General features: G+C 66.7%; 9 protein-coding genes and 3 pseudogenes. 2 read left to right on the top strand and 10 right to left on the bottom strand.

The window, feature by feature from the left end:
* Positions 1-371: pseudouridine synthase (locus BQ7388_RS03660; protein WP_234946819.1), on the bottom strand; the 371-nt coding region annotated here is incomplete at its 3' end.
* Between the two features lie 1,390 nt (positions 372-1,761).
* Here BQ7388_RS03660 and BQ7388_RS12255 point away from each other — a divergent pair.
* Positions 1,762-2,061, top strand: a complete 300-nt coding sequence (locus BQ7388_RS12255) for a hypothetical protein (RefSeq protein WP_159430783.1) — start codon at positions 1,762-1,764, stop codon at positions 2,059-2,061.
* 200 nt (positions 2,062-2,261) lie between these two features.
* Here BQ7388_RS12255 and BQ7388_RS03650 read toward each other — a convergent pair whose 3' ends face one another.
* From BQ7388_RS03650 to BQ7388_RS03610, 9 genes and pseudogenes are all read right to left on the bottom strand, one after another.
* Positions 2,262-3,899, bottom strand: a complete 1,638-nt coding sequence (locus tag BQ7388_RS03650) for a serine hydrolase domain-containing protein (RefSeq protein WP_072499802.1) — start codon at positions 3,897-3,899, stop codon at positions 2,262-2,264.
* A gap of 79 nt (positions 3,900-3,978) precedes the next feature.
* On the bottom strand, positions 3,979-4,170 hold the full coding sequence (locus tag BQ7388_RS11870) for a hypothetical protein (protein ID WP_009277950.1): 192 nt from the start codon (positions 4,168-4,170) through the stop codon (positions 3,979-3,981).
* On the bottom strand, positions 4,170-5,474 hold the full coding sequence (gene dltD, locus BQ7388_RS03640; protein WP_062529562.1) for a D-alanyl-lipoteichoic acid biosynthesis protein DltD: 1,305 nt from the start codon (positions 5,472-5,474) through the stop codon (positions 4,170-4,172). The genes BQ7388_RS11870 and dltD overlap by 1 nt, the downstream gene beginning before the upstream one ends.
* 1 nt (position 5,475) lies before the next feature.
* On the bottom strand, positions 5,476-5,733 hold the full coding sequence (dltC, locus tag BQ7388_RS03635) for a D-alanine--poly(phosphoribitol) ligase subunit DltC (protein ID WP_009277952.1): 258 nt from the start codon (positions 5,731-5,733) through the stop codon (positions 5,476-5,478).
* Positions 5,726-7,255: a D-alanyl-lipoteichoic acid biosynthesis protein DltB gene (dltB, locus tag BQ7388_RS12620; RefSeq protein ID WP_407668475.1), complete on the bottom strand. Its 1,530-nt coding sequence runs from the start codon at positions 7,253-7,255 to the stop codon at positions 5,726-5,728. Before dltB ends, dltC begins: the two co-directional genes overlap by 8 nt.
* 43 nt (positions 7,256-7,298) lie before the next feature.
* A pseudogene (locus tag BQ7388_RS03625) lies at positions 7,299-8,747 on the bottom strand (amino acid adenylation domain-containing protein); the annotation flags it as partial.
* Positions 8,748-9,060: 313 nt separating this feature from the next.
* Positions 9,061-9,351: pseudogene (locus BQ7388_RS12610) on the bottom strand (LysR family transcriptional regulator substrate-binding protein); the annotation flags it as partial.
* 15 nt (positions 9,352-9,366) lie between these two features.
* Positions 9,367-9,873 (bottom strand): annotated as a pseudogene (locus tag BQ7388_RS12605) (redoxin domain-containing protein); the annotation flags it as partial.
* 176 nt (positions 9,874-10,049) lie between these two features.
* Positions 10,050-10,679, bottom strand: a complete 630-nt coding sequence (locus tag BQ7388_RS03610) for a LysR family transcriptional regulator (protein WP_456319922.1) — start codon at positions 10,677-10,679, stop codon at positions 10,050-10,052.
* A 172-nt stretch (positions 10,680-10,851) separates the two neighbouring features.
* Here BQ7388_RS03610 and BQ7388_RS03605 point away from each other — a divergent pair, with 172 nt between their 5' ends.
* Positions 10,852-12,255: a Na+/H+ antiporter NhaC family protein gene (locus tag BQ7388_RS03605; RefSeq protein ID WP_062529556.1), complete on the top strand. Its 1,404-nt coding sequence runs from the start codon at positions 10,852-10,854 to the stop codon at positions 12,253-12,255.
* Positions 12,256-12,302 lie beyond the last annotated feature (47 nt).

Below are 12,302 nucleotides of genomic sequence, written 5' to 3'. Positions count from 1 at the left end.
CTCGCGCGCATGCGACGGGCGTCGTGGCGGTCGCGCCCGAGGGGCAGCTCGATGTCGCGCGTCCCTGTGGGAAAGCGCCCCTCCACCAGGGCGACGTAGCGCTTGCGGATGCCACGCATGGCCACGAGGGCATCCAACCTGGGCTGGATCATCTTGTCAAGCGAGAAGAGCACGAGTCCCGAGGTGTCGACGTCCAGCCTCTGGGCGGGCTGCAGGCCACTGGCGTCCGTCCCCTGGGCCTCGAGGAGTTCGCGCAGATCGTCCGTGAGGGTGCGGGCGCCGCTGCCGTCGCCATGAACCAGGATGCCCTGGGGCTTGTCCACCGCGGCGAGCCACTGGTCCTGGTAGATGAGCCCGAGCCCTTTGCCCACGTTCCTCTCCCCTCCCGCCGGTCGGCCCCTGCCAGCTGGCGAGGGCACATCATCCGACAAATCTCACCTGCCGGGTGCTAGACGTACATGCCTTTCATTTTTGTCGGTACATTCTTGACCACGATATACCGGCAAACGCACCAAAATAACTCATATGACAATGATGTGATCTGTTTATCGGTCTTTCTCTGCCGACAAACAGGCAAGTTGAGCTACTACTGCACAGCGTCTTCTTGTTTGCCGGCAGGTCGTATCACCCCTCAGCCATGAACCACGGCGACATGAATTTTGGTAGAACTTGTGGACGAGCCTGACGCTTCGCCCCAAACTGCCAAACTCTCGCCAGTCGTGCGACCCTTCCAAGCTGCCCTCGGTTCCGTGAACGGTATGGGCCCAGCAGCATACCCTGCAGGCTGGTGCCAGCCATATGCAGGAAATCACCTGCTCAGAATCCTATTCTCTGGCAAAGCGAGCCGGTACCTTGGCGTGCGAGCTACCCACGTCCCGCCGCACGCGGCAACGAGCTAGCTGCACCCCATCGCGCACAGCAGAAGACGAGGAGAATAACGTGGCCATCTACCTGGGAGGACGAACGGCACTTGACATCTGGCGACGCGCATCCCTGGGGCTATGCGCGATGCCCATCAGCTGCACGTGCACCAGCCTCGTTGACTCCGCCGCTTCATCAAGAGAGCTTGTCGCGGCAGTCCAGTCTCTTCTCCTTGCAGGAGCCATCCCCGACGAGGGTGGATGCCACCGAGACCTGGAACCAAGGACGCAGCTCCCTGGCGTTGTCCAAAGATGCGCGCGCCCATTCGAACTCCTGGTAGACCACAAGAACAAGTCACATCGAATGAGGGGCGCAAAGGTACGGGTATGTCGCTCCACTCTCCCGTCGGGATCCTTGTTCCGGATTCCGAACACGGACGTCCGCCTCGCATCACCCGAGCTCATCTTCCTGCAGCTTGGCAACGGGAGGGCGCTTCTGCCAAAAATCGAGCTTGGAATGGAGCTCTGCGGAAGCTACGTGAGGGGTGACCTCGCCCCGCAAGGCCAGACGGAGCTCGAACATGGGGAGAGGGGACGAGTCCCTCGGCTAGATGCTGGATGCGAGGGGAGGCCATCCTTGACAAATGTCGCCCGATTGCATGAGTTTTTAAATGAGTCGAAAGGCATGCACGGTATCGTGGCATCCAGGCGCGCCTTGCGTTGGGTGCTCGACGGTGCCAGATCGCCACGTGAGAGCGCCCTCCACCTTGCCCTCGACCTGCCATCCAAGCTGGGTGGATATGGCATGGGCACCCCCTTGCTCAATCACCCTTTGGATCTGGGGGCAGGCATGCGAGCTGGCTCCTGCATTGCCGACCTTGCATACCCGAAGGAACGCGTCGTGGTTGAATATGACGGGTTCGCGCCACATGGTGGAAGGCGCCTCGAATCGGGCGAAGTCGTCTTTGACGCAGACAAGGTGCTTGACGACAAGGACCGCTGGAGCCGCATACAAGCGGCGGGATGGAAGCTGGTAGTGTTCTGTGGCAGGGACACGACGTCCTTCCCTCGCTTTGACACGAAGGCGAGGCAGCTCGCCAGCTGCCTTGGAAAAGCCGTCTTGGATGGTGGAGCCGAAACCACGCAAGCGAGAGACAGGCTGAGGCGCTGGTTGTTCAATCCACATAGGCATCAGCTGTGAGCCAGGAGGGCACTACCGCCAAGCCGACTTCGATAAGACGTCGACTCCCGACCCGAGCTGAATTGTCGGTACTTTCCGAGCAATGAGGTGCCGACAAACGAACGCATATGCCCTCAAAGTGCCGAATTGGGTTAGATCGTCGGTATTTCTCGCCTGCAATAGTACCGACAAACGGACTCGTACCGACAAACTGAGCCGTATCAAGTTCGGCTGCGCAGGGCCAGAGAGAGCCTCGTGGCACCCGATGCCAGCAGCAGGGCGACCGTGACCAGGATGACCGCGCTGGCATCCGGGACGAAGGTCGCGAAGTCCCCCCATGGGGCGCCATAGAGCCTCGGCACCCACAACAGGCTCAGGGGGAGAAGGCCGTACGCCACGAGGTCCCAGGCCAGGAAGTCGCGTGCCCTCCCCTCGGACCAAGCCGCCCCGAGCCTGCGCGCCCAACCCCTCAGCCCGAGGAGGCTCGCCAGGGAGAGACCAATCATCACAAGGTAGAGGGCATCGTATTGGGCATGGAGCCACAGCCTCTCGCCACCGTCCACCTCCACGCCACCGCCACCCACGGCGATGAAGGTGACGCCGTCGGCCATCTGCCAGAACGCCTCGTTGCCTCCGAAGTAGTCGCTCGCGTCGCCCAGCACGACGAGGGCGATTCCGCGAGAGGGCAGCACCATCATGCGAGCGACGTAGTTCTCGACCTGGCCGTCGTGGCTCATCACGAGCTCTCCGCCGTCCCAGCCGAAGGTGGTCCAGCCCATGCCGTAGTAGGTGTCGCCGTAGGGGTCAGGCACGCGACTCAGGGCGAGTGCCCGCACGGAGGAGGGATTCAGGACGCCGGAGCCGCCCCGCAGGTACATGCGCAGGTAGCTCTCCATGTCGCTCAGGCTGGCGCGCACGTAGCCGGACGAGGGCCCGCCCCAGGCGTGGTCGCCGTCCTGATGCAGGTATCCGTCTGCCAGATTGAGCCCGAACCAGTTGCGGTGCCCCGGCACGGAGCCCTGTGCGGCCTCGCCGGCACGGGCGTCGTCCGAGCCATAGGCGGACGCGTCGTACATTCCCAGGGGGGCGAAGACCCTCTCCCCTAGGTAGTCACCATAGCTCATGCCGCTGACGGCCTCGACGAGCCGGCCCAGGAGGTCGTAGTTCGCGTTGGAGTACGAGAAGCTTCCCGCCGAGGCTCCCGGCCAGGCGTCCGCGGGGGAGTCGTAGTAGCCGAATCCGCTCGTCTGGTTGAGGAGTGACCGGACGGTGACGGAGTCGGGCAGACCAGCGTCCGCCACATAGCAGCCAATGGGATCGTCCAGGTCGACTTGGCCCGCCTCCACGAGCTGCATCACCGCGACGGCCGTGAACGACTTCGAGAGCGAGCCGATCACGAAGGTCGAGCTCGTGCTGGCGCAGTCTCCCAACGTCCGCTCGTACAACGTTCCCCGGGCGCTCACCACCGCGACGGCGACGCCGGGCACGCCGGTCCGGGGGAAGTTCTGGTCGAGGTAGGCGTCCATGAGCTCGGCGAGTTCGGCCTGCGTTGGGGTGCTGCCGGGGTCAACCTGGGCATCGCCGCCGCCCCCCGAGGGAAGGACGAGGCCCTCGTCGTCGCCTCGGGCGAAGGGGAAGGCCTCCTGCGGGTCGACGTCGAGGCCAGAGTCGGCGTCGGAGCTCGCGTCCGACCCTCCGTCAGAGACGCCCGAACCCCTGTCGGTCGACGCATCGGTCTGAACCTCGATCTGGCTGCTGCCGCTGGCAACGCGGTACGAGCCGGGTACCACCCCCACGGCGCGCAGGAGCCCGGCGAGCTCCCCCTCGCCAAGCACGACGGCAATCGCCAAGGCAAGCACCAGAACCCCGCGAATCCATCGCCGGGGATCCCTGCACGCCGCAGGAGCCGCCTTCCCATCTCCAAGGACGCCCATGAAGCTAGAAGCCCGCATAGACGAACTGCACCGGCCCGTTGAGGCCCGAGAAGACGAGGAACCACAGCAGGACCGCCAGAAGTGCGAAGGCAAGGCAGCCTGCCGCCACGGCGACGAGCGTGCCATGCCCGGCGGCATGGTCGATCAGCCAGGCCTTGGAGCGGGCGAGAGGGCCCTTCCCTCCCTTGCCGGACATCAGGCGCCCTCCCCTGCCTGCGTCGCCCGCTCGGACGTGAGTCCCTCGGCGCTGCCGTAGCCCGCTCCGCCCAGGAAGGCGTCCTTGGTTCCGTTGACGAAGTGGTAGAAGGACTCCTCGATCCGCACCCAGCCACGCCAGCCGGGATGCACCGTGTCGCAGAGGAAGTACCTCTCGTACTCGCAGCTCGAGAAGTCCGCGTATGCGGAGCCGGCTTCGTCGCAGATGCCACGGATGCGCTGGTAGTAGTACTGGCGCTCGTCCTGGCTCACGTTGGAGCGGTCGTACCACGACCCGTGCACGGGAAGGATGCACACCAGGGGCTCCAAGCCCGCCTCCTTGCACACCCTGAGCAGGCAGGCGAGGTCGGCGTACTCGTCGTCAGCCTCGTGGAAGTTCTGGTACCACTCGGGGTCGTACTGGGAGTTCTTCTCCCAGTACGCGTCATAGACGCCATAGTCGTTGTTGGTGCAGCGCTGGGCGCCCTCCGCGTCGGCCTGGGCGAGCAGGGCGGCCCAGTCGGGCTCGCCCGTCGACTCGCCCGACGCGCGCAGCACGCTCTTCTTCGGGGCGAGCGAGATCACGTTGGAGAGCTTGGAGCGCAGGCGCAGCTGGTCGGACTGGTAGTAGGCGACCGCGTTGAGGCGGTCCAGGGGGGTGTCGCCGTTGGCCGCACGCAGCTCCGTCGTGCCCACGCCCAGGGCCTGGGCACGCTGGCGCACGTAGGCCTTGGTCTGGTCCGAGATGTCAGGATTGTCACAGAACTCCTGGTAGAGCGAGTAGCTGAACTTGGACGAGAACTTGGACTGCTCCCCGTTGCCCTTGAAGAACCACTGGGGAGAGACCACGAGCATGACTTTTTTGTTCGTCGTCTTGCGCGCGTACGCCCCGGCGGCGATCGCCTGCCAGAGGCTCTGGTCGTAGCCCTCCCCCACGTAGGTCATGTCCACGCCGGAGCCCGACTCGCCGAAGACGGCCTGGGGGCACATGGACACCAGGTCCTTCGAGATGTAGAACTCGGAGGAGCCGAAGCAGAGCCGCGAGCCCGCGGACATGTTCGCGGTCACGAAGGAGCTGTTCTCCGACTTCCCGCTGGCATACACGTAGTCGTAGATGCGCGACTCGTCCGCCCGCCCGCTCTTCGGCAAGGCGAGCTCCGCCACCGCAAGGCCCGCAACGGAGAAGGCGAGAAGGCCGCCCGCGACGCCCAGCAGCAGGCGCAGGCCGGGACCTGGCCAGCGTCCTGCGCGCGAAGACTGGGAGGCTTCCTCGACCGTGGCGTCGTCCCTGTTGGCGTCCGTCACCCTAGAGCCTCTTCCTGACCTGCTCGAGGATCAGGTCGACGGTGTTCATCTCCTCGCGGGGGAGCTCGGTGGGTGCGATGGAGACGCCGAACTCCTCCTCGATGCCGACGAGCAGCTCCACGGCCGCCATCGAGTCGAGCAAGCCGAGGTCGAAGAGGTCCTCGTCGCGATGCTCCCGCACCGCCGGGTCCTCGCAGACCTCCTCCATGAGGTCGAGGAGGCGCTCCTCCACGTCGTCGTTGCGCATGCTGTCAGACATTCAGTACTCCTTTCAGAACGAGGGAGACCTGCCCTGAGAAGAGGGCAAAGCCAAAGAACACGAGCTGCATGGTGATCGCCCACGAGGCCAGTCTGAACCAAGTCTGTCCCTTGTGGGCGCGGTAGTAGGCGGTCTTGTGGAAGCCCTCGGTGGCCGCCATGAGGACTCCGTGGTAGAGGCCGTACGCCACGTAGTCGGAGGTGACTCCGTGCCAGAGCCCCATGAGCAACATGTCTGCCACGAGGGCCACCTGGGCGGTGCGCAGGCGTCCCTTCACGAGGTGACGGCGCATGAGCCAGCGCGAGAGGCGCATGAACACGAAGTCGCGCAGCCAGGCCGAGAGCGTGATGTGCCAGCGGTTCCAGAAGTCCTGGAGGTCCTCGGCCAGGAAGGGCGCGCGGAAGTTGCGGGGCACGCGCACGCCCAGGCAGTAGCCCACGCCCATGGCCATCATCGAGTAGCCCGCGAAGTCGAAGAAGAGGTAGAGGCCATACGCGTAGCAGGTCACGACCTGCTTCCACAGCTCCTCGAGGAAGGGGCCGCTCCCCCAGGCCGCGGGGGCGTAGAGGCGGTGCACCAGGGTGGCGAGCACCATCTTGTAGGCCATGCCGCCCAGGACGAGAAGGATGCCGCGAGCCAGCATACCCGCGTACTCGTCGCGGGGCGGGATGCGGCGTGCGTCCTCGAGGAAGCGCCGGCTGCGGTCGATGGGACCCGAGTCGAAGGTCGGGAAGAAGAGCAGGAAGCTGAGCTGGTCGACCAGGCCCATGTCCTCGCGCGCGATGAGCCCGTCGTGCACCTCCATGAGGATCTGCACCGACTTGAAGGTGGCATACGAGATGCCCGCGAAGCCCAGGAGCGCCGTGGACGCGAACGAGACCGTGAGCTTGTAGGTCACGAGAGGCAGGATGCCGAGGGCGACGGCCGCCACGAAGCGCCTCTCGCTCTTGGGGNCCGCGTCGGCCTGGGCGAGCAGGGCGGCCCAGTCGGGCTCGCCCGTCGACTCGCCCGACGCGCGCAGCACGCTCTTCTTCGGGGCGAGCGAGATCACGTTGGAGAGCTTGGAGCGCAGGCGCAGCTGGTCGGACTGGTAGTAGGCGACCGCGTTGAGGCGGTCCAGGGGGGTGTCGCCGTTGGCCGCACGCAGCTCCGTCGTGCCCACGCCCAGGGCCTGGGCACGCTGGCGCACGTAGGCCTTGGTCTGGTCCGAGATGTCAGGATTGTCACAGAACTCCTGGTAGAGCGAGTAGCTGAACTTGGACGAGAACTTGGACTGCTCCCCGTTGCCCTTGAAGAACCACTGGGGAGAGACCACGAGCATGACTTTTTTGTTCGTCGTCTTGCGCGCGTACGCCCCGGCGGCGATCGCCTGCCAGAGGCTCTGGTCGTAGCCCTCCCCCACGTAGGTCATGTCCACGCCGGAGCCCGACTCGCCGAAGACGGCCTGGGGGCACATGGACACCAGGTCCTTCGAGATGTAGAACTCGGAGGAGCCGAAGCAGAGCCGCGAGCCCGCGGACATGTTCGCGGTCACGAAGGAGCTGTTCTCCGANGCGAGGGACCATGTAGGAGGGCAGGCGCACGGCGAGGTCCGCCTTCAGGCCGCGGGCGAGGTCGAAGTCCGCCTCGTCGGCGTCCCGGCGCGAGAGGACCACGAAGGCCCGCAGGCTCCGCACCCTCCCGTCGCGTACGACGGGGAGAACCGCCGCCTGGCTCACGCCCGGCATCTCCAGGAGCGCACCCTCGACCTCCTGGAGCTCGATCCTGAAGCCGTTGAGCTTGACCAGCGAGTCGAAGCGCCCCTCGCAGTGCAGCACCCCGCCCTCGTCCAGGTGGCCCTGGTCGCCCGTGCGATAGCCGCGGGTGGGGCTGCCGTCCGACATCGTGGTCTGGAAGAAGGCCTCGGCGGTCTTCTGGGGGTTGCGGTAGTAGCCCTTGGCCACCGTGTCGCCCACGATCACGATCTCTCCGGAGACGCCCGCGGGGCAGGGCTCGCCCGTCTGGTGGTCCACGATCCTGAGCTCGGTGCCAGGGCGGGGCACGCCGACGGGGAGCGGCGCGCTCCCGGCAAGCTCCTCGTCGCCGATCGGGGCGAAGGTGACCGCCACGGTGGACTCGGTGGGCCCGTAGGTGTTCACCACGAGGGCGTCGGGGAAGCGCTCGCGCAGCTCCTGCGCCGTCTGGCGCCTGAGCTCCTCTCCGCAGAAGAGGAACATCCTGAGCTCTGGCAGGAGGCTGGCGTCGAAGCGCCCATCCACGAGGCAGAGGTCCGCGAACGAGGGGGTCGAGACCCACACCTCCACGCCGGAGCCCGCCAGGTCCTCGAAGAGGTCCTTGTAGCTCGCGGCGACCTCGCCTGGCACGGCATGCAGGCAGCCGCCCGTCGAGAGCGCCCCCACGAGCTCGTACTCCGAGAGGTCGAAGGAGTAGTGCGCCTGGTCGAGGAAGACGCGGCCACCCTCGGACACGACGGGGAAGTCCCTCATCCAGCCCATGAAGTTGGCGACGTTGGCGGCCGAGACCTCGATGCCCTTGGGACGACCCGTCGAGCCCGAGGTGAAGATGACGTAGTTGGTCTGCTCGCCCTGGACCCAGCCCTCGCGAGGGGGCACGGGGAGCTCGCCCTCCCTGCCCGACACGGCCTCGTCGGCGGCAAGCTCGCGCACGTCGACGATGCGGTCGGAGGGCAGCACGCCCGCGAGGGACGACGGCACGTTCTGGCAGCACGCGAGGGCGGCATCCTCTATCTGGCTCACGATGTCGCGCACGCGCGATGACGGCAGCTCGCTGTCCACGGGGACGAAGGCATGTCCGCTCAGGAGGCAGCCCAGGAAGGAGGCGACGGCGAGGTAGGACTTGGAGGCGTAGACGACCACGGGGGCGCGTCCGGGGGCAACTTCCAGAAGGCGCCACGCGACCCTGCACGAGAGCCTCCAGAGCTCCGCGTAGCTGACGTCCTCGTGACCCGACTCCTGGTAGGCGGGGGATTCCGGCGCAGTGCGCACCGTCGCCATGACGGCGTCCAGGAGCGCGTTTCCCTGGGCGGAGGCGGGCTGGACGGTGTCCCGAGGCGGCTTGGACGCGGATGCCGCCGATGCGACGGGCGACATGCCCGGCAGGTCCTTTGTAACGTTCATGGCCACTCCCTCGTCGCTACTTGCACGGAGTCGGTCCTTGATCCACGCTCGCAGTATTTCCGCTGCATGTGAAGGCGGCGTGTTCGAGGGAAGTCTGACACAAAAGCACGTTCAAGATAAATTTTTCCTTGAAACGAGCAGGCAGGGACCTTGCCCCAGGACGGGGGGCGGGCGAGAGGGGCCAGGCACCCTAGCCTTTGGCCGCCGACACCTGCTCCTCGAGCAGGTCCGCGAAGGACTCGATGACGCCCCAGACGTGGCGCGACTCCCTCCAGGCCAGGCTGACGGAGATGCCCGCCCCCTCCCCCAGCCCGATGGCCCTGAGGTCGGAGCCCGGATGCGCCGCGAGCGCCGACCGGGCCAGGTCGTCCGGAACGAAGCAGGCACCGACCCCCCGCGCCGCAAGCTCAACGAGGGTCTCGGAGTTCTTGGACTCCACCCGCGGCCTGGGCGGCACGCCCGAGCGCCCCAAGATCCTGCGGGAGAGGTCGCCCNACTTGGCGGGGCAGACCTGGTCGCCGTGGGCGGCGACGAACTTCGCTGCCTGCAGCAGGCGCAGGAGCTCCACGGCGTTGCGGCCGATGCCGCCCGCCGTCACCTCGTACACCTGGATGCGACCCTCGGGGTCGACGATGAAGGCACCGCGCTCCGCCTGCCCGGCGTCCTCGATGAGCACGTCGAAGCTGCGCGCGAGCACGTGCGCGGGATCGGCGAGCATGGGGTAGTCCACCTTCCCGATGCGCTCGGACTCCTCGTGCCAGGCCTTGTGCACGTACTCGCTGTCGCAGGAGACGGAGTAGACCTCGCAGCCCTCCTGCTGGAAGGCGGCGTAGTTCTCCGCCAGCTCCTCGAGTTCGGTGGGGCAGACGAAGGTGAAGTCCGCGGGATAGAAGAAGAACAGCGACCACTTGCCCAGGACGTCCGCCTTGGTGATGGTCTTGACCTGGTCCTCGTGGAACGCCTTGACGCTGAAGTCGTCGATCTCCTTGCCGATGAGAGACATGGTTTCCTCCTTGTGCGCTTGCGGGACGAGGCCCTGCCTGCGCCCCTCTCTGCAGTCCCCTCGAAAGGGGTTAGCCTAGTCTAACAAAATATATGTTGTTAGGTCTATAGCAATTTTGCGAACGCCATGCGCGCATGGGGCACGCATGAGGAGAGGGGCTTCCCGTGACGCGCAGGTCATGCCTGGTTTGCGCGTGAAGGGCACAAAGTCCCAGTTAGACGGGAAATGCCGCGCAGGCCATTTGCGACCTGCGCGGCATGCTTTTGCGCCCTACTTCCCCGCTGCGCAGTCGGCCTGCCCGCCGCGCAGCATGCGCAGGCCGTGTGCGATCGGCNCTCGCGCCTGAGCTCGCGCACCACGAGGCCCGGCTCGTCCGCGTCCACCGTGGCCACGACCAGGTCCACGGCCCCCTGCCGGAGCAGCTCGACGAGCTCCTGGTTCTCGGCCTCGACGAGCCTCACGTCGATGCCGGGCCTGAGCTCCTGGAAGCGCGAGACCGCCTCGGGCATGAGCATGTGGCCGCGGGTGCTCGCGATGCCCACGCCCAAAAGGCCGCGCTGGTCTCCCGCGATGTCCATGAACTCGCGCCCCATGGTGCGCCGCTCGCCCTGGAAGCGGCGGGCATACCCCAGGAACACCTCGCCGGCGTGGGTGAGCGAGAGGGGCACCCTGCGCTCCAGCAGCCTCACGCCAAGCTCCCGCTCGACGCCCGCGATGTGGGCCGAGAGCGTCTGCTGCGTGACCGAGAGGCGAGCTGCGGCGCGGGTGAAGCTCCTCTCCTCCGCCACCGCGATGAAGTAGTCCATGGTCTGGAAGTTCATGTCCCCGTCCCGTTCTGCGACCGCGCTCACGGGGCCTGCGAGCCGGTCACAACTCACAAGAAAGTTTTGTTACAGGTATCAAATATAACAGTTTGAAATACAGGTGAGAGACCCATAGGATGCGAGGGGCAGGCATCGGTGGAGGGAGCGGACGAGGATGGCAGAGGCGTTGGTCCTGGCGGCGTTCGCGCTGTCGCTTGCCGTGGGAATAGCCCTCGGCCTCTCCCTCCTCGTGCCCCTGGCCTGCGGCCTCGCGCTCTTCGTGGGCTACGGCCTCCACAGGGGGCATCGCCTGGGAGAGCTCCTGCGCGTCGCCGCGCGCGGGCCCCTCTCCATAGGAAGGGTGCTCGTGCTCTTCGTGGTCATAGGCATGCTCACCGCCTCCTGGCGCGCGGCCGGGACCATCCCCGCCGTCACCTGCCTCTCGGTCCGCCTCGTGAGCCCCTCCACCCTCCCGCTGGCGTCCTTCGTGCTCTGCGGCCTCATGTCCACCCTGACCGGCAGCTCCTTCGCCGCCTCGGCCACCGTGGGCGTGGTGTGCATGACCATCGCGACGGCCATGCGCGCGGACGTCCTGATCGTGGGCGGGGCCATCATCAGCGGGTCCTTCCTGGGGGACCGCTGCTCGCCCATGTCGAGCACGGCCATGCTCGTCTCCACCATCACCCGCAGCAGCCTGCACGAGAACCTCGGGCGCATGATGAGGATCTCCGTCGTGCCCGTCGTCGCCTGCGCCCTGATCTACGCCGCGCTGGGTCCCGCCGCCGGAGGCACGGGCATGGCCCCCTCGTTCAGGGGCTCCTTCGCGACGTCCTTCGACCTCTCGTGGTACGTCCTCGCGCCCATCGCGCTCGTGCTGGTCCTCTCGCTGGCAAAGCTCAGCGTCCTGCGCACCATGCTCGCGAGCCTCGCGAGCGCGCTTCTGCTCTGCGTCTTCGCCCAGCACGTCCCCCTGGGGGAGCTCCCGGGCATCCTCCTCTTCGGCTTCAGGACCTCCAACCTGGCCATCGGGCGCATGGTGAACGGAGGTGGGGTCCTCTCCATGACCGAGATCGCGTTGATCGTCGCGGTGGCCTCCAGCTACTCCGGCCTCTTCGAGGAGACGGGCCTCCTCCGGGGCATCCGCGCCTTCGTGCGCCGACTCGCGGGGCGCACCACGCCCTTCGCGGGAGTCCTCGTAACCAGCGTGGTCACCGCCTGCATCGCCTGCGACCAGGTGGTCTCGCTCATGCTCACCGCCCAGCTCTGCGACGAGATAGAGGGCGACGGCAGCGCGCTGGCGCTCGACCTCTCGAGCAGCGCGGTCATCATCCCCGCGGTCATTCCCTGGACGACCTCCTGCGTGGGGCTCTGCGCCTTCGTAGGCATGCCCGTCGGCAGCGCCGCGTACGCCTTCCTCTGCATGCTCATCCCGCTCTGGACCCTCGTCGTGTCGCTCTGGCAGAAGCGGCACCCGGGCTTCGCACTCCAGCGCGGGGGCAGGGCCCTGGGCCTGGACGCGCGCGACGACGCGAGGCTGATGGGGAACGAGGCCCCCGCCAAGATGGCAGGGGCCTCGTAGAAAGTGGCGATGCGAGGGCTTCGCCCACGCCTGGCGCAGGGATCTTG

Origin of the sequence: Olsenella phocaeensis (assembly GCF_900120385.1) — a bacterium.
GTDB classification, from domain to species: Bacteria; Actinomycetota; Coriobacteriia; order Coriobacteriales; family Atopobiaceae; genus Olsenella_I; species Olsenella_I phocaeensis.
This window is presented reverse-complemented; position numbering and strand designations above follow the sequence as displayed.